General features: G+C 42.7%; 20 protein-coding genes. 7 read left to right on the top strand and 13 right to left on the bottom strand.

What is annotated here, in order from left to right:
- Window positions 1-52: 52 nt before the first annotated feature.
- The 10 genes from CTT31_RS20405 to CTT31_RS20360 form a co-directional block, all read right to left on the bottom strand.
- The gene (locus CTT31_RS20405) at window positions 53-1,126 is read right to left on the bottom strand and encodes an ABC transporter substrate-binding protein (RefSeq protein WP_260492913.1); all 1,074 of its coding nucleotides are present in this window, start codon (window positions 1,124-1,126) and stop codon (window positions 53-55) included.
- Window positions 1,119-2,216: a DUF418 domain-containing protein gene (locus tag CTT31_RS20400; protein WP_249122350.1), complete on the bottom strand. Its 1,098-nt coding sequence runs from the start codon at window positions 2,214-2,216 to the stop codon at window positions 1,119-1,121. The genes CTT31_RS20405 and CTT31_RS20400 overlap by 8 nt, the downstream gene beginning before the upstream one ends.
- Window positions 2,216-3,433 (bottom strand): EAL and HDOD domain-containing protein, encoded by a 1,218-nt coding sequence (locus CTT31_RS20395; RefSeq protein WP_010605397.1) that lies wholly within the window; start codon window positions 3,431-3,433, stop codon window positions 2,216-2,218. Before CTT31_RS20395 ends, CTT31_RS20400 begins: the two co-directional genes overlap by 1 nt.
- A gap of 257 nt (window positions 3,434-3,690) precedes the next feature.
- Window positions 3,691-5,226: a glycogen synthase gene (locus tag CTT31_RS20390; RefSeq protein ID WP_260492912.1), complete on the bottom strand. Its 1,536-nt coding sequence runs from the start codon at window positions 5,224-5,226 to the stop codon at window positions 3,691-3,693.
- Between the two features lie 16 nt (window positions 5,227-5,242).
- The gene (glgC, locus tag CTT31_RS20385) at window positions 5,243-6,517 is read right to left on the bottom strand and encodes a glucose-1-phosphate adenylyltransferase (protein WP_010372983.1); all 1,275 of its coding nucleotides are present in this window, start codon (window positions 6,515-6,517) and stop codon (window positions 5,243-5,245) included.
- 32 nt (window positions 6,518-6,549) lie between these two features.
- Window positions 6,550-9,033 (bottom strand): glycogen/starch/alpha-glucan phosphorylase, encoded by a 2,484-nt coding sequence (locus CTT31_RS20380; RefSeq protein ID WP_260492911.1) that lies wholly within the window; start codon window positions 9,031-9,033, stop codon window positions 6,550-6,552.
- Window positions 9,026-11,077: a glycogen debranching protein GlgX gene (gene glgX, locus CTT31_RS20375; protein ID WP_260492910.1), complete on the bottom strand. Its 2,052-nt coding sequence runs from the start codon at window positions 11,075-11,077 to the stop codon at window positions 9,026-9,028. Before glgX ends, CTT31_RS20380 begins: the two co-directional genes overlap by 8 nt.
- Window positions 11,071-13,311, bottom strand: a complete 2,241-nt coding sequence (gene glgB, locus CTT31_RS20370; RefSeq protein ID WP_260492909.1) for a 1,4-alpha-glucan branching protein GlgB — start codon at window positions 13,309-13,311, stop codon at window positions 11,071-11,073. The genes glgX and glgB overlap by 7 nt, the downstream gene beginning before the upstream one ends.
- Window positions 13,312-15,291, bottom strand: a complete 1,980-nt coding sequence (gene malQ / locus CTT31_RS20365; RefSeq protein WP_260492908.1) for a 4-alpha-glucanotransferase — start codon at window positions 15,289-15,291, stop codon at window positions 13,312-13,314.
- Window positions 15,292-15,299: 8 nt separating this feature from the next.
- Window positions 15,300-15,599, bottom strand: a complete 300-nt coding sequence (locus CTT31_RS20360; RefSeq protein ID WP_010372991.1) for an isoamylase early set domain-containing protein — start codon at window positions 15,597-15,599, stop codon at window positions 15,300-15,302.
- A 579-nt stretch (window positions 15,600-16,178) separates the two neighbouring features.
- Between CTT31_RS20360 and CTT31_RS20355 the strand changes: the two genes are divergently transcribed.
- A complete protein-coding gene (locus CTT31_RS20355) occupies window positions 16,179-18,080 on the top strand; it encodes a putative bifunctional diguanylate cyclase/phosphodiesterase (protein ID WP_260492907.1) in 1,902 nt (633 codons plus the stop codon).
- 117 nt (window positions 18,081-18,197) lie between these two features.
- Window positions 18,198-19,115, top strand: coding sequence for a hypothetical protein (locus CTT31_RS20350; RefSeq protein WP_260492906.1), 918 nt, complete (start codon window positions 18,198-18,200; stop codon window positions 19,113-19,115).
- 33 nt (window positions 19,116-19,148) lie between these two features.
- Here CTT31_RS20350 and CTT31_RS20345 read toward each other — a convergent pair whose 3' ends face one another.
- On the bottom strand, window positions 19,149-19,577 hold the full coding sequence (locus tag CTT31_RS20345) for an Lrp/AsnC family transcriptional regulator (protein ID WP_010372995.1): 429 nt from the start codon (window positions 19,575-19,577) through the stop codon (window positions 19,149-19,151).
- A gap of 184 nt (window positions 19,578-19,761) precedes the next feature.
- Here CTT31_RS20345 and CTT31_RS20340 point away from each other — a divergent pair, with 184 nt between their 5' ends.
- From CTT31_RS20340 to CTT31_RS20330, 3 genes are all read left to right on the top strand, one after another.
- A complete protein-coding gene (locus CTT31_RS20340; RefSeq protein ID WP_260492905.1) occupies window positions 19,762-20,967 on the top strand; it encodes an aspartate aminotransferase family protein in 1,206 nt (401 codons plus the stop codon).
- Between the two features lie 30 nt (window positions 20,968-20,997).
- Window positions 20,998-22,023, top strand: coding sequence for an arginine N-succinyltransferase (astA, locus tag CTT31_RS20335; RefSeq protein WP_039495145.1), 1,026 nt, complete (start codon window positions 20,998-21,000; stop codon window positions 22,021-22,023).
- Between the two features lie 76 nt (window positions 22,024-22,099).
- Complete coding sequence (locus CTT31_RS20330) at window positions 22,100-22,903, top strand: DUF1338 domain-containing protein (RefSeq protein WP_010373001.1); 804 nt, start codon at window positions 22,100-22,102, stop codon at window positions 22,901-22,903.
- Window positions 22,904-22,982: 79 nt separating this feature from the next.
- On the opposite strand, the gene CTT31_RS20325 is transcribed toward CTT31_RS20330, so the two are convergent.
- A complete protein-coding gene (locus CTT31_RS20325; RefSeq protein ID WP_095729357.1) occupies window positions 22,983-23,873 on the bottom strand; it encodes a hypothetical protein in 891 nt (296 codons plus the stop codon).
- Window positions 23,874-24,099: 226 nt separating this feature from the next.
- Here CTT31_RS20325 and CTT31_RS20320 point away from each other — a divergent pair, with 226 nt between their 5' ends.
- A complete protein-coding gene (locus CTT31_RS20320; protein ID WP_260492904.1) occupies window positions 24,100-24,459 on the top strand; it encodes a hypothetical protein in 360 nt (119 codons plus the stop codon).
- Window positions 24,460-24,620: 161 nt separating this feature from the next.
- Here CTT31_RS20320 and CTT31_RS20315 read toward each other — a convergent pair whose 3' ends face one another.
- Window positions 24,621-25,163, bottom strand: coding sequence for a cysteine hydrolase family protein (locus tag CTT31_RS20315; protein ID WP_260492903.1), 543 nt, complete (start codon window positions 25,161-25,163; stop codon window positions 24,621-24,623).
- 228 nt (window positions 25,164-25,391) lie between these two features.
- On the opposite strand from CTT31_RS20315, the gene CTT31_RS20310 reads away from it, so the two are divergent.
- The gene (locus CTT31_RS20310; RefSeq protein WP_260492902.1) at window positions 25,392-26,279 is read left to right on the top strand and encodes a formylglycine-generating enzyme family protein; all 888 of its coding nucleotides are present in this window, start codon (window positions 25,392-25,394) and stop codon (window positions 26,277-26,279) included.
- Window positions 26,280-26,364: the final 85 nt, after the last annotated feature.

The raw sequence follows: 26,364 nt of genomic DNA, 5'->3' as shown, positions 1-26,364 counted from the left end.
TGAGTAAAAACCCGTATTGTAATCGCTTCAACCGCTTTACACTACTGCATTTCTACTTTTGCAAACTTTTTCTTAATAGCTCAGGAGAAAAATGATACTGCTTTTTAGGCTTTCCTCTAAGACTCATAGCCTTGTAATCAATAGATTGCCAGTTTTTCGCTGACTTTATCCAGTAATAGTCCGCTAGATTTTCCTTGGTGATTACGCTTAAGTCAAACGCAAGTTCAGTGTTATCCTTCCAAAAGGGGTGCCCATAATAATGATCGTACACCGAAATCAACGCCCAAGCCCCCATCATAAAGTGCCCGCCAACGGATGCTTGCATCTCATTATGTTCAATAAGCTCAAAAGTATCCGACAACCAATCAAATCCGCCAAACACTATTTGTGAGGTGCTTGATGCAGCTGCGGTGATAGCTCCCATCGCCATCAAATCTGACGCACACCAAATAAGGTTTGTTTTTGGATAGCGGTGCAACAATTTCTTAGTCTTATCAAGCGCTTGCTCTTTTGACCACCCAGCGTAGACAGTTTGCTGAACCACCACGCCAACTTCATCAAAAAAGCGCTTTGCACCGTTGCTTCTAATATCTGACTCTGTGCCATAGTGACCATTGATAGCAATAGGATAAATTGTCTCATGACCGTTAGTTTTAGCTTGTTGGTATAGTTTCTTTGCCAGATCGTAACCAGCTTGGTCATTATCATGATGCACTTCCCCAAGCCAATACTTATAGTGTTCTTTTGGATTACCTATCGCGAGCCTTTCAGGGCCAGAAATCGTTTCTTCTAAAGTAATATGATTGATCCCATATTTTTCTAAAAGCTTTAGGCTTTCTTCAGCACCACCAGGATAATTAATGAGGATGACATAATCGGGAGTAGCACGATAACTCAAATATTTTTTAAGCTCAGCGAGCTGTATAATTCGGTTTCCTTCTCCATAGATCACATCTAATCTAATATCGAATTGATCCGCTGCCGCTTCTGTAATGCCTTGGACGCGCTGCCAAAATGGTTCACCAGGCACAGAAGGATTAACAAACAAGACATTTAAAGACTGTTTAGCATCAACACTAAAACACACCATCCATAGCACTAACCCAATTAGTACTTTTTTAATCATAGCGGGCTCTTCGTAGCACTAGTACCTTCAATAACTTCTCAAATGGACCTTGCTTAAACAGCTTACAATATACCACCGCAAGGGCTAATTGAATTATAGACGCAATTACAAATGCCGCGAAATAATCCACCCGCTCCCAAATGCTGATAGCGCTCGGGTTTATAAAGTAAAAATAGCTTACAAACACCATTGACTGGAGAAGATAAAGCGAAAGCGCGAGACGCCCAACACATTGGAGACTCCAAAGTTGATGTTTTGTACCTCGCATTGCCGCCTTAATTACGACGACATAAAACAACGCAACGGGTACTGCAAGGATCCAATCTATTCCTTCAAAAAACTCGACGCCTAGCTTACGTTCAAGAACAAAGCCGACAAATGACAAAATAATGGCTATCACGGCAAACAAGTTAATTTTACGAACAGGTTCAGTACGCTCTAAATCAAACATTCCACTTCGATATAAACGCATACCGAGTAGCATTAACCCCGCGGTATACCACAAAGTAATAACCGGGATAAGTAAACTGATAATGATAAAGTAGAGACCATTAAGGGTGAGCAGTTCTAGGTAGTTTGCTGGAATTTGCTGCAAAAACTCGAGGTAGACTTCTGAAGTTCTATTTATTTGTGGTTCTGGATCAATTAACAGCAATAAGCTGATAGCAATAGAAGGGATTAAAATGAACCCTATTGCATAGCGACTTAACTTTTTGTCACTCGCATTAATAAATCGAAGCGCGACAAATCCACTCAACGCATAATTAAATAAAATATCTCCTGGCCAAATCAACACGCCGTGTAACACGCCAAAGACCATTAGCCATGTTAGTCGATGCCTTGCAAGGCTCTGATCATTCGTCTTTGCTACCTGAATACATAATGCCGCTCCAAATAACATTGCAAATAAGGTTCTGAATCGACCATCAAAGAAAATACTATTAACCATTGCGAAGAACGGATCAAGATTGTGGGCTGTTTGGGCTGGTACATAGCCCAACTCAAAATTGGCCATATGTACCATATTCATGGAAAGCAAGCCAAGTAGCGCGAACCCTCGGATCGCATCCATCGCAATAATTCTATTCATCAATACACACGGTTTTTATACATATCAGCCCAGTTTATCGCAGCAGCATGAAAATCAGGAAGGTTTTCGTCTTTGTAGTTTAGATAACTGCACGCATCCTGCAGAGTCCACCAGCTTCCAGACTCATAGGCTCTAACGATATTTAAAATATAATATAGCGTGTTGGGTTTACCTATCAAAGCATCATGAAGCTGCTCAGGAAAAGGTAGCTTGTTTACAACCTGCTCCATTGGCCTGTCAAGAATGGCATCAAGCAGAGAAAATAACCCTGTCATAAAGCTCATATTGGCAAGTCCTGGCGAAATTTGCTGTGCGATAAGCTCACAAAATCGCGAACGAACGATAGAGAGGCGTGTTAATTCTGTCGGTTTTCCCTCTGCTACGTGGGCTGTCATAATTAAGTTTACAAACTTTTTTACACGCTCGTTTCCTAAATATACCAAGGCTTGTTTTAAAGATTCGATACGACTTTTGATTGGAAATACGCCGGAATTAATTAGCCTTAGCAGTTTGTACGCAAGCGCAGTGTCCTGAGCAAACAATTCGGCTAATCGCGTAATACTCATATTCGGTTTAAGTGCTTCTTCATAAATGAGCATGACAATCACATAATTAATAGTAATGTCTTTTTGCTCAATCATCTTTGGTTTTGCAAAGAAGTAGCCTTGAAAGAACTGAAACCCCATCTTTTTAGCTTGCTCGAATTCTTCTTCGGTTTCGACTTTTTCCGCTAGTAGTTTGATGTTCTTTCGCTCTTTGATCATGTCAATTACTGGCACTATAGTATCCAGCGGATTTTCCATGACGTCGAACTTAATCAACCTAACGAGCTTTAAGAAAGGTTCCCACTCTTTTGAGTATTCAAAATCGTCCAACGCGAGTCTAAAGTTGCTGTGAAATAAGCCTCTTATCCGCTCATAATTTTGTTTTGTTGGCGGAATAGTCTCCAATAGCTCCAAGATCACATCATTTGCTGGGAGAAACTCACACAGCTCCTGACGTAACGAGTCTGGACCAATATTAATTAGCGCTTTCTTTCCCGAAGTGAGATATCGCATGCCGAGGTTAAGTTGATTATTCATTATCAGCTTGGCTGTCGCTGCATCATCTGCAATATTTGGAAAGCTATTTTTTACACCATCGCGAAACAACAATTCGTATGCAACAACTTGTTTTTTACGATTAAATATGGCTTGGCGGGCCACAAAAACCTTCAAACAAAAACTCCTTTGTACCTAAAGTGAACAATCACACTTTTGGTTTAGCAATTTTTAGATTTTAACCCTTTATGATGATAAAGAAAATCAACCTAAGCTATTAAGAATCAAAATAATAGCTTAAAAGATAATGCAAAATGACAAAAAAGAAAGGCCAAAGCTATCTTTTGATACCTTTGACCTAGTTTTTTGTTTAGCAACTGAGCCAATTGCTAAATACTTAACACAGATGCGAAAATTTTTTATCTACATTTTCGCTATCTATATAATTGTTCGCAGTATTTTTGTGCAACATCAGACCAGTCAAAGCGCTGCATACGAGCTTGCAGCCTGAGTTGTTGATATTTTTCGCTATCGTTCATCAGATCAGCAAGCGCTAATTCAAAAATCGCAATAAACTGGCTACCTTGCTCAGCGAGTGTTTCTCCTTCAAAGCAATAGCCTGTTTCATTGTGTTTTACCGTATCATATAGTCCACCCACTTTATGCACGATACAAGGTTGTCCTGCACGCATAGCAAGCATTTGGCTGATACCACAAGGTTCAAAGGAGCTTGGCATTAAAAATAAATCACCTAACGGGTACAGTTGTTCGCCGAGTGCTTTACCATAACCATTTAAAAACAAGACATTGTTATGGCGTGCCATTACTTCGGTAAATAGCTGCTCAAGACTTGGGTCACCAGAGCCAACAATCACAATACGTGCTCCTTGGTGCTTGGCTATTTTTGCAATGTCATCGAGCACAATGCCTGACTGGGTAGGCTGTCTTAAAATAAGTGCTTTTTGATCGGTGAGACGACCAACACTTGTAATTAGCTTGCCACCAAAGGCTTCACCGCGCCAAGCGAGTATGCGTTGGTGGGCAATGTAAAACCGGGATAATACTTGGCTAGACTTCGCCATCCATTGAAACACATGCTGCTCAGCAAGCGCCAAATAGTCAGCAAGAGTTAGATTCTCTTCGTCACCTGACTCATCATACACACAACCGTTTAAAATACCTGCTAACCGTCCCTCATAAGAAGCATGCTGCATGTCGCTCTCTAACCCTTCGCCACCAAAAAAACCAAGCTCCGGATGACTTGGGATCATTACCTCTTTGGCGTAATTAGGAGAAACAACATGCACTTTGTCTGACAGGTTAATAGCCGCTCGCATCGGATTAAAGCAGTGAGGATATTTAGGATCGCAAATACTGAGTCCATCATAGGTGAGTGTCGGAAACCAAGACTCAAGGCTGGAAAAGTCTTGATTAAAAGGCCGGATCCCTTGAAGCGCAAGGTTATGCACAGTATAGACTGTCTTCAGCGCCTTTAAGCGTTTGAATCTTGGACTAAACTGACGAAGTACCGCAACGACAGCAGCATGCCAGTCATGTAGGTGTACAACATCTATCTCTGCTATCAACTCATGTTCAATAAGTTCAGCAACTGCCGCACTAAAAAACGCAAATCGATTTGCATCCGTGGCGAAGGGCTGGTGAGGATCATTACAGTAAATAGCGCCATGATGCTCACTAAACAATGAATGTGAAATGACATACTGAGTGACATTGTCGCTTTCTTCAACAGACCAAAGAGTCGCCGTTTCTAGGTGTTGACGAAAAGGGACAGCAATATCAGCGACTAGGTTTCGATTTAAAGCAGCTTGGCCATAATCAGGTGTCACCACCGATACTTTAATGCCAAGCTGCGCCAATGCATAAGGCACGTCACGTATTACATCTGCGACGCCCCCTACCTTACAATTTGGCAACCGATCGTTTTCGGCTGCCACTAAAATTACATGCATAGTACCTCTACATGGATCATTTATTATTTTTTTCCGCAAGCTCTGCGAGCATATCTCGGGTCACCAATACGATCCCCTTATTCGACACTCTAAAGCCATTCTCTTTGTCTAAGTCAGTATCGTAACCAATTGTCATCCCCTCTGGTATTTGACAACTGCGGTCAATGATTGCGTTTTTGATTTTGCAGTTACGCCCGATTTTGGCACCAGGCAACACAACGGCTCCTTCAATTTCACAATACGAGTGAACATGCACATTGGAAAACAGCAATGAACGCTTAACCTTAGAGCCAGAAATAATACAGCCACCAGAAACCGTTGAGTCTACGGCCATACCGCGTCTATCATCATCATCAAATATAAATTTAGCTGGTGGTAACTGTTCCTGATAAGTCCAAATTGGCCAATGAGGATCATAGAGATCAAGTTGTGGTTCAGGAGAAACCAACTCCATATTTGCTTCCCAGAATGAATCAAGCGTCCCTACATCTCGCCAATATGGCTGCCCTTCATGTGATGGGTCGCAAAATGGATACGCATACACATTATGCTCTTCTATGATGGATGGGATAATATCATGACCAAAGTCACGGCCAGACCCTTCTCGTTCCGCATCCTTTTTCAACTGCTCGAATAAAAACTCAGTGTTAAACACATAGTTCCCCATAGACGCCAAACATACACCTGGCTTTCCAGGGATTGACGTCGGATCTACCGGTTTTTCATCAAAGCGACGCACCCGGTTGCTTTCATCTACCGTCATTACACCAAACGTTTTTGCAGCCTCTTCACAGGGCACTTCAATACAACATACGGTCATATCTGCACCTGTCTCAACGTGCTTTGCAAGCAAGCCACCGTAATCCATTCTGTAGACATGATCACCCGATAGGATCATAACGTACTTGGGAAGCTCATGACGAATAATATCCATATTCTGGAAAACTGCATCTGCTGTGCCGCAGTACCATTCATCACCATATCGCTGTGATGCTGGCAATATCTCTACAGATTCTCCCAGCTCCTTTTTAAAGTGTCCCCATGCGCGATTAACATGACGAATAAGGGAGTGCGACTTATACTGCGTGGCAATGCCAACCCGACGGATCCCTGAGTTAATGCAGTTAGACAGTGGAAAATCGATAATTCGATGTTTGCCGCCAAAATAAACAGCGGGTTTCGCTCGCCAATTGGTGAGCTCGTGAAGGCGCGAACCTCTTCCACCCGCAAGTATTAAAGCATATGTTTCTCGAGTGAGGGTACTAATATAACGATTCGCATAATTAGGCATTATTTCTTCTCTCCATAACTTTTTTGCGGTGACTACTGCATTGGGCTCAAGCGCCAAATATCATCGCTGTAATCTTGAATTGTTCTATCGCTAGAAAATTTTCCACTTGCTGCGGTATTGAGAATACTCATGCGCAGCCAATGTTCCTTGTCTTTGTATGCTTGAGCCGCATGATCTTGGCTCTCAACATAGGAAGGAAAATCTTGTGCCACTAACCAAGGATCGGTACTACTCTTAATTGAGTTAATTACGTCATCAAAGATATTAGGCTCAAATAGGTTAAAGTGCCCACTTTCGAGCAAAGCCATAACACGTTTAAGGTCATTGTTGCTTTCTATTATCTTAAGGGGCTGATAATTTTGGCGCACTTGCTGTGCTTGTTCAGCAGTTACACCAAATAAGTAAAAGTTGTCTGCACCAACGCATTCTCGTATTTCAATATTGGCACCATCTAAGGTGCCTATGGTGATTGCACCATTCATCATAAACTTCATGTTGCCTGTGCCAGACGCTTCTTTTCCTGCGGTTGAAATTTGCTCTGATAAGTCTGTTGCAGGACAAATCACTTCCATTTTTGAGACATTGTAATTGGGCATAAAAGCCACTCGAAGATAGGGCCTCGCCGCTGGGTCATTGTTGATAACATTGGCAACATTATTGATTAATTTAATGATCTTCTTCGCCATGTAATAACCGGGTGCAGCCTTACCTCCAAACAGTACGCAACGAGGAACGAGCTCTGCCACATCACCACGACAGATCCGATCGTATAGATGGATAACGTGCAATACGTTAAGTAGCTGACGCTTGTATTCATGAATACGCTTGACTTGAACATCAAACATCATAGTTGGATCAAACTCTACCTGACATTCATGGGCAATTAGCTCAGCAAGACGTTGTTTGTTGTTTTGTTTGACTGTTAACCATTGCTTTTGGAAGGCGTGGTTATCGTAAAAACGACGTAGTTCACTAATTTTAGAAAAATCAGCTTGCCATCCATCACCAATTTTATCACTAATCAATTGCGCCAGTTCTGGATTACAGTGCGATAACCAGCGTCTTGGCGTCACCCCATTCGTTTTATTATTAAACTTCTCTGGGCACAGTTGATAGAAATCGTTAAACAAACCAGCTTTTAATAGCTCGGTATGAAGTGCAGCAACACCATTGACAGAATAACTGCCTACAATCGCAAGATACGCCATGCGAATTTGAGGATGGCTAGACTCCTCAATGAGTGACAGCGCGCGCTGCTTTTCGATATCACCGGGCCATTTCAGTGCAACTTCCGACAAAAAGCGGGCATTGATCTCATAGATAATTTCTAGCAACCTTGGTAACAAGCGCTCAAATAAACTCACAGACCAGCGCTCTAATGCTTCAGGCAATAAAGTATGGTTGGTATATGCCATGGTTGATGTCGTTATCTTCCACGCAGCATCCCACTCCAGCGCGTAATCGTCTAATAAAATACGCATTAGTTCAGCTACGGCAATACTTGGATGGGTATCATTGAGTTGGAATACGTGATAGTCCGCAAAATCACTGAAATCATCGCCGTATTGCTCAACCCACGTTGCGATCACGTCTTGCAAGCTCGCGCTGGATAAAAAGTACTGCTGCCTTAGTCTCAGCTCTTTACCATTTTCACTGGCATCATTGGGGTACAGCACCATCGTTATCTGCTCAGCAAGATTCTTTTTCGCCACCGCTTCTGAATAGCTACCAGCGTTAAATTCGTTGAGGTCAAACTCATCGGTTGCCTCTGATTTCCATAGTCTTAATGTGTTTACCACCTCATTACGATATCCAGGCACAGGAACGTCGTAAGGCACGGCGAGAATATCTTGCGTATCAAGCCACTCACGATGCTGCCTACCATTTTTGTCGGTATGTACTTCAACATGACCAAAAAACTTAACTCTCCGGGCTTGTTCTGGTGCGGCAAGCTCCCATGGATGACCTTCACGGAGCCAGTTATCTGGCTGTTCTACTTGGTGACCCTGTTCACAGGTTTGGTTAAACATCCCAAATTCGTAACGCAAACCGTAACCAACAACAGGAAGGGCTAATGAAGCACAGCTATCCAAAAAGCAAGCTGCAAGGCGGCCTAAACCACCATTACCAAGACCTGCATCATGTTCAGCCTGCGCGACCTCTTCAAGCTCAGTACAGTATTCTTGTAATGCCGCTTGAACTTGTTCTTCTAAGTCTAGATTTAACACCGCATTAGACAGTGCTCTACCCATTAAAAACTCCAACGAGAGATAGGCTGCTTTACGCGTCTTTTTACTCTTAATGTGCTCTTTTGTTGCCCGGCAACGGGCGACTAATCGGTCACGAATAGTCAAGGCTAATGCATGGTACAAATACAGTCGTGACTCTCCTACTTTGTCTCGACCTAAGGTGTAGTAAAAGTGACGAGTCAAATCATCACTCAAGGTGTTTTCATCTATCTTTGGTGCATCTTGCCAATGTTTTACCACGCATACTGGCGCACTTTTATTAGCCATGCTTTTCATCCCCTTTGATTGATGTAAATATCCATGCTGACTTAGCTGGAACCTGTAAATAAGAATCTAACTCTGGTCGATGCGGCTCAACCGCAGTGGTGATTGCTTGCTGCCAATGAGATGAAAATGCACTAAATGGCAGCTTTATTTGCAATGCACTTTCACTGGCGTTCAGAATTATCAATAAGCTTTGCCCTAACTGCTGATCGGTAATGGTGTAACTCAACCATTTGCGGCTCGGCTCTCGCCATTGTTCAGGCGATAACGGCTTTGCTTGTTCATTAAACCAATTCACCGCAAAACGACTGTCACTGTCATGGACATAAAATGAGTGAGAAAACGCGGCAAATTGCTTACGAAGCGCAAGTAAATCTTGGATAAAAAAAGTTAACGTGTGGTGTTGCTGGTGGTTTTTCCATGCCAGCCAGCTAGTGCAGTTGTCTTGGCAGTAAGCATTATTGTTGCCACTTTGCGTATGTGCCATTTCGGTTCCCGCGCAAATCATCGGGATCCCTTTGGACAAAAACAAAGTGAGTAATGCATTTTTCTGCATACTGAGACGCAATTCATTGATTTGAGGGTCTGCACTGAACCCTTCTACCCCACAATTAAATGAAAAGTTTTCACTGTGGCCGTCTCTATTTGCCTCACCGTTTGCTTCATTGTGTTTATGCTCGTAAGCCGTCCAATCAAACAATGAGAAGCCGTCATGACTGGTAAGAAAATTTATGGAGTTCAAAGGGCCCCGTAAGTTATGTTCAAATAGGTCACTGGAGCCATGAATACGCATCGCAAGCTCTGGCAATACTCCCTCATCACCACGCCAGAAGCGCCTAACGGTATCTCGATATTTATCATTCCACTCACGCCACGGAGAAGGAAATTGTCCAAGTTGATACCCACCAGGACCAATATCCCAAGGCTCGGCAATCAGTTTTACTTTGCTAAGCACTGGGTCTTGATGGATCGCTTGCAAAAATGCATGTTGATTTGAAAATCCCGAGGCTTGACGAGCAAGGATCGTCGCCAAATCAAAGCGAAAACCGTCCACCCCCATGTATTCCACCCAATAGCGCAAGCTGTCCAAGACAAGTCTTAATACCACAGGGTTCGAGATATTCATTGTGTTTCCACAGCCGGTGTCATTAATGTAGACATTGGGCTTACTCGGCAAGGTGCTGTAATAAGTCAGGTTATCAAACCCTTTAAAGCTAATTGTCGGGCCATCCAAGCCACCTTCCGCAGTATGGTTAAACACCACATCCAAAATAACCTCAATGCCGGCTTGATGGAGTCGCTCTACCATTACCTTAAATTCGTTGATGTCGTCGTTAACGAGATAACTTTTGTGTGGCGTAAAAAAGTTGAGGCTGTTATATCCCCAATAATTTTTTAGTCCTTTGGTCGTAAGAAATTGCTCATTGATAAACGCATGCACAGGTAGCAGTTCAATCGCAGTAACACCAATATGCTTGAGGTGATCGATAAAAGTTTGTTCTGCAATCCCTAAGTATTTTCCTTGGTGTTTACTTGGAATATCTGGATGCCTAACAGTTGCCCCTTTAACATGACATTCATAGATCACCGTTTTACTCCACGGAGTCTTAGGTCGCTTCCCTTGATACTTCTCAATCGCCGTCACTTTACTCTTTGGCATATCACAGGCGTTATCAGATGGGTTTATATGGCCTACTGGCAAATGGCAAAAATGTCGTTCACTCCAAGTAAACTCACCAAAAAAGTCGCGGCAATATGGGTCTAAGAGTAACTTATTGGCATTGAAAAGCAGCCCTTTTTCCGCGCTATACTCTCCGTCTACACGATAGCCATATAAGTCTCCGACTTGTGCTCCCTCGATAAACAGTGACCAATTCCCGCCCTCATGCCGAAACATCCCTATCCGATTCACTTCGCTATGGCCGCTTTTGTCGAACAGGCACAGGGTTACGCGTTTTGCTTTCGGTGCATAAACACAAAAGTTAACGCCTTTATCACTGGCCGTTGCACCCAATAATTGATGATCGCCGCGATAACTGGTTAGCATGTGCCACCAGAGATCAGCTGCAAATACACGGTTGCCAAAGGCGGAACGGTTATATCGATACTTTGCTCAAAGCCATGGCTTGCTATGCTTTTCGATTCAATGAGTTGTTGTTTATGTGCAACGACTCCAATGCCGCTCCCCCAAAACGCTTTGTCATCCGTGTTTAAGATAACTTGATACACACCCGCTGACGGCACGCCTAAGCGGAATTGAAAATGGGTTTGTGGCGTAAAGTTTGCGATCACCACCAGCGGTGTGACACCATCTCGTCCGTAGCGTACAAAGCTAAATATGCTTTGCTCAGCGTTCCCCCCATCAATCCAATTAAATCCTGTTGATTTGTTATCGCACTCGAATAGTTGCGGCGTTGATTTATAGGTCGTATTGAGCGCTTTGACACACTTATACACGCCTTGGTGCGCTTCACTTTCAAGCAACTTCCAGTTGAGTTGTTGGTTATGATCCCACTCCTCTCGGGGGGCAAGTTCAGCGCCCATGAACAGCAACTTTTTACCTGGGTGAGCAAACATAAAGCCATAGTAGGCACGTAAATTAGCGAATTGCTGCCAATCGTCTCCTGGCATTTTGCTCAGTAGCGCACCTTTGCCATGTACCACTTCATCGTGACTTAATGGCAAGATGTAATTTTCAGAATAGGCATACACCATCGAAAAGGTCATTTCATGGTGATGGTACTTGCGATGAATTGGGTCTTTGGACATATAGTTTAGCGTGTCATTCATCCACCCCATATTCCACTTATAACCAAAACCCAAACCATCGTGTTCAACACTGCGGGTAACACCGGGCCAAGCTGTAGATTCTTCAGCGACCATCATAATACCTTCATCAACACCATAACATTGGGTATTGACTGATTTGAGGCATTCTATTGCACCTAGGTTTTCACGGCCGCCATATTGATTTGGCACCCATTCCCCATGTTTACGGCTGTAATCCAAATAAAGCATCGATGCCACAGCATCCACTCTTAAGCCATCGATGGCGTATTCTTTTATCCAATACATCGCATTCGACAGCAAAAAGCTTTTTACTTCAGCGCGGTCGTAGTTAAAAATATAGGTGTTCCAATCTGGGTGAAATCCTTGCCGCTTATCAGCATGTTCGAATAGGTGTGTGCCATCAAATTTATGTAAACCATGAGGATCTGATGGGAAATGTCCCGGTACCCAGTCGATAAGTAATCCGAGCTCTTCACGATGACAGCACTCAACGAAGTAAGCAAAATCCTCCACGCCACCAAAGCGACTGGTTGGCGAGAATAATCCCACCGGTTGGTAACCCCAGGAGCCATCAAAAGGATATTCACTGATAGGCATCAGTTGCAAATGGGTAAACCCCAGAGCCTTTACATAGGGGATAAGGTCGTCCGCTAACTCTCGATACGTAAGATAGCGATTACCTTCTTCCTCTCGGCGTTTCCAAGAGCCCAAATGCACCTCATAAATACTAATGGGTGCATTGATTTTATTACGCAGCGCCTTTTTATCATGATCTGCTTGGCTCAATGTGAAAGCGGCTGGTCGAGCCTGAGTTATACTCGCCGTGCCCGGTGCTTGTTCCATTTTAAATGCAAAGGGGTCGGCCTTTTCTATGCGTTCACCCTCAAATGTGGTGATTGCAAATTTATAGCAACAGTCAACCTCCAGTGCTGGAATAAAAAGCTCCCATACACCACTGGCTGGATGTAATCGCATTGGATGCTGCACGGCCTGCCAATGATTAAACTCACCTATCACAGAAACAGACAACGCATTTGGCGCCCAAACACCAAATCGAAACCCAACTGTACCCTCTATTTCTACTTGATGTGCTCCTAAATGCAAATAAGCTTGGGCTTGTGTTCCTTCATTAAATAAGTACAAAGCATCATCAGCCAAGCAACTTTCAAAACTATATACATCCCTCGCAGTGACGGTTTGCTCTGGGTAGTGCACTTCAAGCAGGTAATCTTTGCTGATGTCATCCGCTTTAAAATCTAATGTGAATAGCGCACTTTTGCGAAACCGTTCAAGCGCATAGCTGCTATCGCTGGTAAGCACCTTAACTTCTGTCGCACCTGGAATAAAACAGCGCACGACTGAGCGCTTCGTATCTAGCTGGTGTAACCCTAAGAAGGCAAATGGGTCGCGACACTTACCGGCTTCCAAAGCGGCTAGTTGACTGATGTAGTCATCTACTTGGGCGTCTTCTATTTTTGCTCTTGTATTCATCTATTCTTTCCTGCTGGTTACCGCATCTCGGATCAGCGGCCGAGAACTTGCAATAATTTCCGCTGATGTCTGATTAAGTCGCCTTCTCCAGTTTGGGTACTCTTGGTCAGTACCAGGAATATTCACTGGTAACTTCTGTTCGTCGAGGTCATCAAACTGAATTGTCAGCATTTTTGCAGGCGACTTGGCGAGCACATTGATAAGCGACTGATACACATAACGGGCTTCGCTCGCAAGGCTGACACTCACTTCACCATAGCGACTAAGCCAATGACAAAGCTTCTCTCGCTCGGATGTTCGCTCTTCATCCGCTTTTGTTAGTTGGGGTTCGCTCAATAACTGATATTCGCGTTTCAACCTAAGGTCATCATGGCTCCACCAGCCAAAAAATGGCGGGACGTCATGGTTAGCAACCATGAGTAACGCATTGTGCTTATAGTGCGTAGGTGCTAAAAACTGACCGTGATAATCCTTCTCGAAGTAAAAAAGAATATTGCTGTATATATGAGACTCAGACATTGCTTCTTTGATTTCGATTGGAACAACCCCTAAGTCTTCACCAATGATCATTACTTGATGTTTGACAGACTCAATTTTGAGGATCGCTAAAAGGTACTCAAATGGATAATATACATAGCAACCTGTTTGCTGCTGATCTTGATAAAAGCACCACCACAACCTTCTTAGGCCCATCACATGGTCAATTCTTAATGCCCCAACACCGGTGATGTTCGCTTGGATAAGCTGTTTAAAAAATGCAAAGCGCTGCGCTTTTAACTTAACGGGGTTTAACGCTGGTAACCCCCAGTTTTGACCGAGTTCTGCCCAAGGGTCTGGAGGCGCGCCCACGCGAGCATGTGCGGCATACAAATTTTTATTGCTGTTGTATTCACTTGAGCCGTCAGCACAACCAACGGCTAAATCATTGATTAAACCTACAGCCATACCAGCATTCAGTGCCGAAGACTGGCATTGCGTTAATTGTTCAAACGCAAGCCATTGTAAAAATTTAGCGAAGTCATCGTCCTCAAATGCCTTAAGCTCTTGCTGCTTAGCCTGGCAAAATCGAGTAAAGTCTGCACGCCACGCTCCAGTTTGTTCACACAATAACTGCCACGCAAAACGTAACGCGTTAAGCTTACTTTCCATACAACGAGTCATATCAAGGTATGTCGCGTTCAAGTTACTCTTTGAGACGTCTAAATAGTCGGCGAACACACTCACATCTAAGCCAAATTGTTCACACAAAAGCTCGATAGAAATGTAAAAAGGGTGCAGTAGGCGGCGGTCATTTGGGCTGTACGGGCTCGCTTTTTCTGGTTCATCAACAAACAACAAATGCAGTGGGTTTAACAAAATGTAATCAACCCCTTCAGCTGCGCTAGCCTCAACTAATTGCTTTAGCTCATAAAAATCCGCACTTAGCTTGCTGCCAGCAGGCTTTAACGAATATAGCTGAATAGACAGTCCAAGGAGCTTTTTATGTTGTTCAATCGGGTCATAACACTGTTTAGGCGTCACCCAAAGTTCTGTCTCAAACCGCGCACCATTTAACATTACCTCAGTGCTATGATAACCGACTTCAATCGCGTTTATTGGCACTTCAAGTTGAACATAACGTGTATCTTGATAGCGGTAATCCCCAATCGCTACTTGCTTGTTTGGATCGCAAACACAGCAATAACCCAATGCGGGGATCGACACAATTAGTTCGTTAATTTGCAGGCCGGCATCCACTCTTATCGTAATAGTTGGCGTCTCTTTGCAAACCAAAGTAATGGCTTCAACTGGCGTTAACCACTTAGCAATATCCAGCTCAAAATTGAGTGTATTTATTTCATCTAGATTGCTGACATCAACACCACACTCCTGCAATGCCTGTAGGCGAGTTTGGTGATCAAATACCACATGATCACCCGTGTATTTATGGTACTCATAACCAATACCATAGAGATAAAGAAGCTGGGCAATGTTGTCCATTTATAATGTTACGCTCTCGCTGTGGACACAACACTGTTGTCTTCTCCAAAGCCGTTGGGCACATAATCATCTGCTTGATGATCGTTGTCCCAAACTTCACCATCAATCAAATATCTGAAGTGGTAATCTTTGTCGGTTGGTAAACGGTGTTTGAGCTTAAACGCACTGTCTTTTTTGATGAATTTCATCGGCTCAGGTTGCCAATCATTAAAATCACCAGCAAGTTCCACCGTTTTCGCTTCTGGGTGTGAAAATGAAAATGTAATTTCTGCTTCGTCTTTTGTTTTGAAAAACCGTTTAGTGAGCATATAACCCCCGTTTACCTTTTGTGAGTCCTTATTTCACAGTGACGTACGCTAATACTGCAAACGACTGGTAACTGTGTACGATTTATGTCGAGCATATTGAGATTTAAGTGAAATTAAATTGCAAAATTAAATTTTAATTAGCTGGCAACTCACCGTTCGCTTTAAAAATCAACAGCCCTAAGTACAGCAAACAAATATTGAGTTTGTATGACAGTACAAATTTGGTGCAATTTTGCACCGCTTTGGCGCAATCTAAATCAGATAAGCAGTGATTTCAGTTTGCTATGAGTTCCTTGCAATCACTGAGCCAATCACATTAAGAGTCAACAAGAAAGCTAGTTAAGAATGGTTATCATGTAAAGTGAATTTAACTAATAATTGATCCCGCTCATATAAAGCAGTCTGCAAAGTGAAATTTTTAGTACTTTTGCACGATGAAGTTTGCAACTGAATGCTAAAGTGTGTAAAAAACTAGGTTAGCAACTATAATTTCAGATTACATTTTTGCGATGAAGATCGCATCTGCGTACTATTACTCCGTAGTATGCAAGAGTCTGAATTACTAAGGAAAGCCTATTCATGCCAAACGCGATAAGACTAATAAGTCCCCTACTTCTGGGCACATTATTTGTTGTCATATTGCTGCATCTGTCTTTTAAGACCCATGTGCTTGAGCTGATCGCTACAACCCCGTTAAATGAGCAACTTACAGTATCAATGGTATCACCTTGGTATTCCCCACTACTGCACGGTTTGAACTTTGCAGCAAACGGAAACCACACTTATGTTGCGGTAGAGTCAACACTCGGAATACCCAAATATCTGGATGTAAGTACAGTCTGGTATGCCGTATTTACTTCTCCAATCACTCTCATTTCAATTGCAACTTTACTCGCGATTGTTGCGTATCTTTTTAAATCAGAGCGCCGCTACCGTAATCAAGATGAAGATATTAGCGAGGTGAATAAGGACGTTGGAGGAATATTGACACGTCTAGAGGTTGATAGTGCGCCACTACATCATAAGTCCTCTCTAGCCAAGCTCAGCCATGCGATCCACGACTTGTCTAGCCATCTTGCTCGCGTAAAACGCCATTCAGAGTCTCAAATTTTTCAAGACAAGCTCACAAAGCTTATAGATAGACATGCATATATTGACCATATTGAGGCAAAGTTAAAGCAAGCTGAGTTGGCGCAACAAAAATGTGGCCTGCTATTTATTGATTTGGACGGCTTTAAACAAGTTAATGATTCATTTGGCCACAGTTTTGGCGACGAAATTCTGATCCAAGTTGCTGCTCGGCTCTCAAAAGTGGTTCGCCAATATGGTTTAGAAGATCGCCACCCTATTCATAGCCTTGAACAAAACCTTTCAAGACTCGGCGGCGATGAATTTTCGCTATTTATTCCCAAATTAAACAATCCAAGTTTGTGCACAGAAATCGCCCAGTCCATTCTTAGTGATATAGAGCGTGATTTCTTGCTTGGCAATAAGCTTGTCAAAATTGGAGCAAGTATCGGTATCGCGGTATACCCAGATAGTGCAGCAACTCCGAACTCATTATTGCAGATGGCTGATGTTGCCATGTATAGAGCAAAAACGGATGGTCGTGGAATTTTTAAAGTTTATTCCCCCGAAATGGGGTCGAAAATGCGACGTTATCACTACCTCCTAGAAGAGTTACGACTCGCTATCTCTGCGCAAAGCTTTTATCTGTCATTCCAACCAATAGTGCATGTTGAAGATTGTGCTATCGACTATTTTGAGGCGCTTATTCGTTGGAACCACCCAATAGAAGGACAAATTCCACCAGCCGAATTTATTCCAATTGCAGAAGAGTCTAATTTAATTTTAGAGCTTGGTGATTGGATCCTACTTGAGTCGTGTAGGCAAATGTGTGCATGGCATAATGCAGGGATGAAAAAGGTAAAGATCTCGGTTAATGTTTCTGGAATACAGTTAAAGCACAGAAAGGTCTTTGAATGGGTAAATGCTGCCCTAGAGAAAACCGGCTTACCAGCCACCGCTTTGATGTTGGAGATCACTGAATCCACTCTTATCAAGGCCAGCAATGAAACGATTTCACAATTGCAACAATGCCGAGATGCAGGAATAAGTGTCGCGATTGACGACTTTGGCACAGGTTTTAGCTCACTAAGCACCCTCGCCGATTTACCGATAGATGTGATAAAAATCGATAAACTGTTTATCACTCAAGCCAATAGCAACCCTAAGTATCGTAAGATCCTCAATTCCATCAGCGAACTTGGACAGCAGTTAGAATTAAAGATTGTTGCCGAGGGCGTTGAACAAACCGAACAATTTGAGCTAGTTAAAAACTTAGGGATCAGCTGTGTACAGGGGTATTTAGTTAGCCGGCCGGAAAGCTCAAATAATGTGGGTAGCAAAGTGTTAAATGGCAATGTGAATCATATCGCAGCCACCGGCACCAGTATTTGGTTACCAGAGCAAGTTGGGTAACTGACTTTATACACTCTACACTTGTTAGTATTAGCGAAACCTTCAGTTTGAATGCTGCTGCAAATCACTTTAAACAAAGCAGATACAATTCTAACGTTGAAACGGAGATCTTAAAGCATGGCAGAAATTGACTTTTCACAGCGGTTCATTCGAGAAATAGCTTCAGGGTTAGGATTCGGTGGAGGTATTGCGGCAGGAACAGCTATCGTTGTATTTTTAGCCAAAAATGTTGCTAGCAATATCTTTAAAAGGGATATTGAAAAGTATAAATCGGGTTTAAAACTCAGGGAACTTGATTACAACAATAAAGTAGAAATCAAAAAACAACTGGAAGCTATCGTTAGAAAGTATTCTGGTAAAATTTTACTATCCGCTAGTGACCTCCAAGATCGGCTGTGGCACGTTTGTCAAAGACAATCCAATTCAAAAAACCCCGTTCTTTTGGTAGATGATGATAGTCAACCTATGTATGGTGCTTGGCCTATGACAAAAAAACATTATCTATCATCTACTCTTTATATGTTTGCACGATATTTTTATTGGGTTGAGTCTCTCAAAACTGAATTTAGCTATTTAGATTTTGGGGATGATAGTAAAACCAATGAATTTAATTATTACTTGAAAAAAATAGAACGGGCTTTGGCTGATACAGACATTCAAAAGTACTTTTACAGCAGAGTCAAAGTTGACAGACCTATATTTCAATTCATGCAAACTGAAATTGGTGAGCATTTAGCCCAAGATAGCGCAGGGTGTATGTCCTATAAGCAGTTTTTATCGGTATACGATGAACTTATAAAATCCTCAGAAAGCTTTGCTGCTTTGAAAGAACTTTTGATATTAAGCCAGTTGAAACAAAGCAATAATTTCACTCTAACTAGGTTGCGAGTTATATCGAACGCTCTATGTGAGCTCATATATTTTCTTAACAAAGAAAGGGCCCTTATTTCTCCAGATCAATTTGAGAAAGTAAAATTAACAAACTTCAAAGTCGAGCTTTATGAAAAGGACTGGCCTCACCTTCCCAGAGCTTGATTATCCAATATTCATTAAGATCAGGAGAACGCGTTATCGCTTAAATTTGGTTTCTAGGATAACCGACGAATTGGTACGCTCAATCCCCTCTAAATTACCGATTTCATCTAGCAGATGGCTCAACTGCTCCAAACTCTGTGCTTCAACAATAGCAATCAAATCATATTCCCCACTAATGGCATAAAGCGCAGAAACATTTGGCAACTGCTGTAATGCTAAATTCGCCTTTGTAGTAAGTTTTTGTTTTACCTTGATAGAAACGTGTGCAGATACTAAATCATCCATATACTGCTCAGCAAACTCTACGCGATAGCCTTTAATTACACCATTTTGCTCTAATTTTGCGATACGATTTTGTACTGTGGTTCTGGAAAGGTCTAACTTACGTGCCAACTCAGAGATGCTCTCTCGTGCGTTATTACGCAACAGTGCAATGAGCTTTTCGTCTTGTGAACTAATCATTTTGCAATTTAACCATGTTAATTTGACATAAATGATAGCAAATATGTGAATTATTGCACTGCAAATTATTACAAAAGCGCGTAATAATGAAGAAATAGCAAGTTGACTGTGAGCAGAACAACAAGTAATCAGCTTCTGCCCGACAGTAATACCGCACAATGATAACAATTTAGGAGAAAGCGTCATGCAAGCAAATCGCGAATTATTCGATGAAGTCATGGTTCCAAACTACAACCCGTCAGCCGTTATTCCAGTTAAAGGCCAAGGCTCTCGAGTATGGGATCAGACAGGTAGAGAGTTCATCGATTTTGCAGGCGGTATCGCCGTAAACTGTCTAGGCCATTGTCATCCTGCGCTCGTCTCTGCACTTAAAGAACAAGGCGAAAAAATTTGGCACTTATCAAATGTGATGACCAACGAGCCGGCGCTTCGCCTTGCCAAAAAGTTAACTGATGCAACGTTCGCAGAAAAAGTCTATTTCGCAAACTCTGGCGCTGAAGCAAACGAGGCTGCACTTAAACTTGCGCGTCGTTGGGCTCTGGATAAATTTGGTGCAGAAAAAACGCAAATTATCGCATTCAACAAAGGCTTCCATGGTCGCACTTTCTTCACGGTAACGGTTGGTGGTCAAGCAGCCTATTCTGATGGTTTTGGTCCAAAACCTGCTGATATCACTCATATCGACTATAACGATTTAGCTGCATTTGAAAAAACAATCTCAGACAATACTTGCGCAGTCATGATGGAACCGCTTCAAGGTGAAGGCGGGATTATTTCTCCAAATGCTGAGTTTGTCCAAGCTGTGCGCGAACTATGTGATAAACACAACGCGCTACTTATTTTTGATGAAGTACAAACGGGTGTTGGCCGAACTGGTGATCTATATGCTTATCAAGGACTGGGTGTAACACCTGATATCCTTACTAGCGCAAAAGCACTAGGTGGCGGTTTCCCTATTGGCGCTATGCTTACCACCACTGAAATTGCAGCTCACCTTAAAGTCGGCACCCATGGCTCAACTTATGGTGGTAATCCACTAGCATGCGCGGTAGCGGAAGCTGCATTTGACACAGTAAATACAGAATCGGTGTTAGCTGGCGTAAAAGCCAAAGAGCAACTATTCAGAGATGGTCTAAATGCCATTAACGACAAATACAATGTATTTTCTGAAGTGCGCGGTAAAGGCCTTCTTCTAGGTGCAGTGCTCAATGACAACTTTGAAGGCCGTGCACGCGACTTCCTAGTAGCAAGTGCAGAGCACGGTTTAATGTCGTTAGTTGCTGGCACTAACGTAGTTCGTTTTACGCCTTCTCTTGTGATCACTGATGAAGAGATCCAAGAAGGTCTAGCACGCTTTGAACAAGCGGTTGCTGTAGTAGTAAACGGCTAAGGAGCTGGGGACCTCGGTCTCCTCTTTCTCATGTTAGTATTAAGACCAATACAAAAAACTGACTTCGACGCGCTAAAAACTATTGCGGTTGAGTCTGGCCATGGGTTTACCTCACTGCCAGTAGATGACGAATTGTTGTCTAATAAAATTAACCGCTCAGTTGAAAGCTTTGCAAAGTCAGTGTCAAAACCATACGACGAAGGCTATTTATTCGTCCTTGAAGACACACAAACGGGCGAAATTATAGGCACCACTGCGATCGAAGCTGCGGTAGGTATGTCTGTGCCTTTATATCACTATCATCTTGGCAAAACAGTACATCACTCAAGAACTTTGGGTGTCTATAATACCGTCGATATTCTGTCGATGTGTAACGACTACACCGGAAGCTCTGAGATCTGCACACTATTTTTACGTGAAGGTCATCGCCAAGGGTTAGCTGGTCGCTTTCTTTCAAGAAGCCGTTTCTTATTTATGGCAGAACATGCCGAGCGCTTTAGCGATACCGTTATTGCAGAAATGCGTGGTGTAAGTGACGAACATGGCCATTCGCCATTTTGGCAGTGGCTGCAAGAACACTTTTTTAGCATTGAATTTCCGCAAGCAGATCACTTGGTCGGTCTCGGGGACAAAGTTTTTATTTGTGAACTTATGCCCAAGTATCCCATCTATGCAAACCTACTAAGTCCAGAAGCACAAACTGTGATAGGTAAAGTGCACGAGAAAACCAAGCCTGCTTTGCGTTTATTACAAAAAGAAGGGTTTGAACACCGTGGCTATGTTGACTTGTTCGACGCAGGTCCAACGGTAGAAGCCAAACTCGACAACATTAGAACGGTTAGAGAGTCGTTTAAAGGTGAGGTTGAAATAGTCGCTTCACTACCTGACAAGCTCCCTAGTCTTGCTATTTCAAATGGTCGATTAGACGCGTTTAAAGCCACGTTTACCGATCAGGCTTATCTGTGCGAAGCAGAAGAAAAAATTCAGCTGACCGCAGAGGTAGCCAATGCGCTTGATGTCACTCAAGGTGAACTGATAAACGCATTTAAACTATAGATTTCAATGTCGTGCTGATACCAATTGGTATAAAGTTTAACAAGCTGTCACCAAGACAAAAAATTAGGAAACCATTATGCACAACAACGTAGATACACTATTTGAACACCTGTGGGACAACTACCTAGAAGTAACACCTTCTGCAGTTAAAGTTCATGAACTTCTCGGCTCAACGCAAAAAGACGACGTGATCAATGACCACATCGCATTGCGTACCTTTAATATTGAAAAAGTAGGCCTAGAAAAGCTCGCTGCACATTTTAAAGCTGTGGGTTATACAGAGTGTGGCGAATACCACTTTGAAGCGAAAAAGCTATATGCTAAACACTATGAACACCAAGATCCAACTAAACCAAAGGTGTTTATCTCTGAGCTGCTCGTTGAAAAATGTTCAGAAGAACTACAAGCTATCGTTAAAGACATGGTTGAGCAAATCGACGAGTCAGCAGTAACAGCTGAAAACTTCCTGTATTCTGGCACCCACTGGCGTGTTTCTCATGAGACATACAAAAAGCTACTCGCTGAGAGCGAGTATGCCGCATGGATGTCTGCATGGGGCTACCGTGCAAACCATTTCACGGTAAGCATCAACTACCTGAAGAACTTCACCACAATTGAAGCTGTAAACCAAGCGCTCAAAGACAACGGTTTTGAACTAAACACCTCTGGCGGCGAAATCAAAGGCTCTCCGGAAGTGTTACTAGAGCAATCTTCGACGCTTGCTGATCATCAAAACGTACAGTTTAACGATGGTGAATTTAGCATTCCAAGCTGCTTCTATGAGTTTGCTCTGCGTTATGCCAAGCCTGACGGCGAGATCTATACTGGTTTTGTTGCAGCTTCTGCTGACAAAATCTTTGAAAGTACTAACGCAAGATAATCGCGTTTAAAATCAGTGCTTGCCTAAGCACTCTGCCCAAATTGTAAAGCAGCCTTTATGGCTGCTTTTTTAGTTAATATTAGCCACAACTCCAATCAAACTCGCGGTTTACCAAATCAAGCATACCTATCCCTCCGCCAAAGTTATGCCCACCTAAGATCTCTTCGAATTCGATGTAGTAAGGTGTAAGAAAATCAGGGATCCCTTGACCGTTTAAACTCGTCCCGCCTAAATGGTTTGGCAAAACACTCTCTAACCACTCAGGGTCGCCTTCGTACGGATCAATATAACCTGTATCTTCATATTCGCTGGGCGTCTTACCCGCATTAGGATCACTAGGGTTGGCAACAAGCGCAATTGCACGGTTAAAACTCACTGCTTCTGGGGGAATTCCACCAAGCTCGCGATATATTTGGTACTCTTCAGCTGGCAAACTGAGGTACTGGGAATAGTTCATTTTCCAGAAGCAACTCGCCCCACCCTCGACTAACCATTCAGGGACGCAAACATCATCTTCAAAATGTCGTTCAATAATAGTTGGCGGTGAACAGAGCTCGCCGTAAAACTCAGCTTCACTAAGCAGGAGCGTTGCGTAATAACAATCTAGCGTATCCGCTGCAAACTTACAGCTAGGATGAACCGTTTGCATCGCCTGCCAAAAGGGTTTGAATAGCGGTTCATCTGGCGACTGCTCAGCAAATAACGCCTCTTCTAACCCTTCAATATATTCAGGCCCGCCATCATTGTGATCAACCGCGATTGCAAAAAAGCTCACCGCAAATGCATTCTCATCAGTGCGATAGCCCTCTGGCAATCTTAGTGTAAAGCTGTGTTTTAGCGGGTAGCCGGTATGTGGGTCAAGCGGCCATTGATTGGCTTTAATTCCGGGGGGCAAACCAAATACCCAACCATCAAAGCGCGCTTTATCATCAATGGATTGTTTCAATATCTCGATATTATAAGCATTCATTACTATCTCCTTATTAAATAACGTTGCTTTCTCGTAAGTTAGGGCATGTTTATCTTTCAAGTTTGTTTTTGCAGCAGCAAAGAACAACAGACCCTAGTATAAAAGTATTAACCCCACAATTGAAATAGGTACTTAGACTTTTACAGTGTTTGAGACACTTAAAACTATCGTTTATATTCATTACCTGTAGGTGAAAAATCAGTAGGATTAGACAAGGATAATAGTTATGAATTATTTTGGAACGTTTGGTTCAACGGAAGAAGAGGCGCTTAACCTTCTCATGCCTGTTGTCGACAATGCTTTGAAAGCGCATGAGAGAGGAAACTATCAAGCATATTTATCTGTAATAACCACCGACTTAGCCAAAAAGGTTTCTGAGGAGGGATTTTTGCGGGCATACCGCGAAATCGCGCCGCAGCTTGGCCGCTTAAAATCTAAAACCTTGTTAGCGTCTCTTCGAAGAGGTCAGGATCCAATGCTGATATTTGCAGCGAAATACGAGAACACGCAAGACGATATCATAATCAATATCACATTTAAAAACGCGACTACCCCGCCTTTAATTGCATGGATGTGGATTGAATAGTCCTTTGGTTCAAAGGCTTAGATTAAAACTTATAGAAGGACCGTTTCCGGTTTGCTTCACACTTGTGTAATAACATGTATAACCCTTAACAGCCGGTCATTAGGACGAGTAAGTGAAAACAGTGACAGGAAATGGTAATCCCTCAACAAAACTAGACTGTATCAGTCACCTAAAGCAATAATTTTGGCAGTAGACACCGCGGATATTTTCACTCCAAAACTGGAGATACTTGGCAGTGTGGCATTATGATGTATTCTTATTTGTTCACCTGACATGTGCTTTTTGCAATGTGTGGTATGGGCATCCGCCACTAATGTAACTGCATAACCCAAACCCGCGGCTCGCCGACTCGTTGTATCAACACAAAATTCTGTAGCATAACCACAAACATAAATATGTTGAGCTCCATGTTCTTCAAGTATGTTAGACAGATTTGTGTTTAAAAATGAGTCTGGGGTGGTTTTACGCACGAACTGATCATTGGCGTCAACTTGAAGTACTGATTGTAATTGCCAACCTTCACTACCATACTCAATCGCAGTACCGTTTTGCTCATGTTGAATATAGATAACTGCCATGCCTTGCTTTCGAGCCCAATCTGTCACTAAGTTAATTCGGCTTAACACCTCTTCACTTGCATACGGTTTGGGCTCTGGGTCGAATAAAAGGTTCTGTACATCAATTACCAATATTGCAGATTTCATAGCATACTCTTTTTGGGCATAATCTTGCTTATAAATTCAAAAGCCGCCAACACCTTGAACAGCATTCATTCTTTCAAGGGTTGTAGTGCCCAAGCAATATAAATTACAAGCGTTATATTGTCATTTTAATATTTATACATTGGTCTTACTGCCACATTAGCTATGTCTCAATACAGCTAAACAAGTTATGATAAATGTGTATGCAAATACCTTATGGATAGCACACTTATGGACAAGATTGATCACCAGATATTACCCCCTTTAACGACATTACTATGCTTGGTCATAAGCGGGTGTGACGACCTAGGCCAACAAATAGACGCGCTTACTGGCGAGCAAGACAAACAAGTGCAAGCACTTATTGAGCGCACAAAAGCCCAAATGGTGTTTGTTGAAGGCGGCAGCTTTATGATGGGTGATGGTGGAGGTCCTAATAACTTGCCTTGGACCATAGCCCGCGACAATAAACCCGCTCATAAGGTGACCCTTACAAGCTATTCGATGGGCGCTTATGAGGTAAGCTATGGCGATTTTGATTTATATACCGCGGTAAACGACCTACCAAGAACCATGTGGACAAAATGGGATAAAGACGAAATTTGGCGCGCACCTGAATTCCCTGCTGGAGTGAGTTGGTATGGCGCAAAAAACTATTGTTTATGGCTGGCTGAGCTTACCCAACTCCCCTTTGATTTACCAACAGAAGCACAATGGGAATTTGCAGCACGAAACCGTGGCGAAAATATTTTGTTTGCCACTGATAGTGGGTGGATAGAAGAAGGTCGTAATTATGAGCTAAATACTGATTATGCGGAACCTCCTGGCACCTATCCCCCTAACCCATTGGGATTTTATGATTTAAGTGGCAATATGATTGAATGGGTTAATGACTGGTGGGCTGAGGATTACTATCAACACTCCCCTGAGCAGGATCCTAAAGGGCCAAAAGAAGGCACAAAAAAGGTCATGCGAGGAGGAAGATTTTTAGAGTCTCCTCGCGGTAGTAATGTATATACACGGCAAGAGTCAGATGAGCTTGATGAAACGTATCGTGCTAAAGGTTTTCGCTGTGCGCTAAACCAAGCGAAGCCAATTCCTGTTCAATCAATTAACTAGCTCATTGCCATCGCATTTATCACCGTAAAAGTCAGCGTTTATTCAAACTACTAACTTTATGCTGTAGCAATTTTGATTTCGCCTG

Source organism: Pseudoalteromonas maricaloris (assembly GCF_024746855.1).
In the GTDB taxonomy this organism is placed as follows: domain Bacteria; phylum Pseudomonadota; class Gammaproteobacteria; order Enterobacterales; family Alteromonadaceae; genus Pseudoalteromonas; species Pseudoalteromonas maricaloris.
Note: the sequence above shows the minus strand (reverse complement) of the source record. Positions and strands in the feature narration are given on the sequence as shown.